The organism is Rhodoplanes sp. SY1 (genome assembly GCF_046000175.1).
In the GTDB taxonomy this organism is placed as follows: Bacteria; Pseudomonadota; Alphaproteobacteria; order Rhizobiales; family Xanthobacteraceae; genus Rhodoplanes.
In genome coordinates this window covers 1-976 of record NZ_JBEOMB010000031.1, presented here as the reverse complement: position 1 = coordinate 976, position 976 = coordinate 1, and the positions used below count along the sequence as shown (strand labels likewise).

The 976-nt window shown below is 65.0% G+C and carries 2 protein-coding genes; one reads left to right on the top strand and one right to left on the bottom strand.

What is annotated here, in order from left to right; translation table 11 throughout:
* Positions 1-519 (bottom strand): transposase (locus ABTU92_RS09485; RefSeq protein WP_408089937.1); only part of this gene is annotated, 519 nt, incomplete at its 3' end.
* Positions 520-641: 122 nt separating this feature from the next.
* Here ABTU92_RS09485 and ABTU92_RS09480 point away from each other — a divergent pair.
* Complete coding sequence (locus ABTU92_RS09480) at positions 642-959, top strand: hypothetical protein (RefSeq protein WP_408089935.1); 318 nt, start codon at positions 642-644, stop codon at positions 957-959.
* Positions 960-976: the final 17 nt, after the last annotated feature.

The window sequence follows — 976 nt, the reverse complement described above, 5'->3', positions numbered from 1 at the left end:
GACATGCGCCTTGAACCCGTGCACGGCCGGCTTGCCGCGGCGCCCAACCCATCGCGCCTCGCCGTCTTGTTTGCTCGCCGACTCGATGATGGTCGCATCGACCAGCGTCCCGGTCTTCACCGTGATCGTCTTCGCGGCGAGTTGATCCGTGATCGTCGCGAATAGCGTTCGCTCCAGGCCATGTGTCGCGAGCGCCTTGCGGAACCGGACGAAGGCTGTTCGCTCCGGTGTGGGCTCACTGGCCGAAAACCCACAGAAGCGCCGGAACGAGGCGCGATCGTCCAGGGCCTCGGCGAGCTTGATGTCGGACAAGTCGTACCAGACCGCGATCAGCAGCGCCTTGAACAGGGCCAGCGGCGGCCACGCAGGCTCTCCCTTTGCTGCGCACGAGATCACGTCGAGGTCTCGCGCGATTGGAGCCCAGTCGATAAGCGCCGCCAGCGCGTCGAGTGACGACCGGCCGCGACTTGGTCCAGAACCGAATTGAAGCGTCTCCTGACCGATCCGCCGCCGTGACATCGCCCACTCCCGATCCGCTCTGCGGATCAGCGAGTCAGAAATTCGATGCGTCGTCCAGAGCTATCCGCGCACAGGTCTCATAAGATGGGCCGCATGTTGCGCCTCAGCCGAGGCTCCGCAACGTGGGGAAAGAAGACCGCTCACGGCTGAAGGGCAAGTGGCGCATCGTCGAGATGCCCGGCTTCGCGCTCGATCTCGCCGCGCCGGCCTATATCGCGCTCGACGGCCGAGGCGGCGGTGAGATCGTCTTCAACGCCTTCACGGCGACGCTCGATTGCACCATCGCGACCGATGCCGCCGACTTCGACTGGCACGGATCCGACGAGGGGGACGAGGTCCGTGGCGACGGCTTCGTCGAGCTCCAGCCCGACGGCTCCCTCGAAGGCGAGTTCGCCTACGATACCGGCGACGACTCCACCTTCAAGGCAATGCCAGAGTGAATTTCAACAGCCTGCTA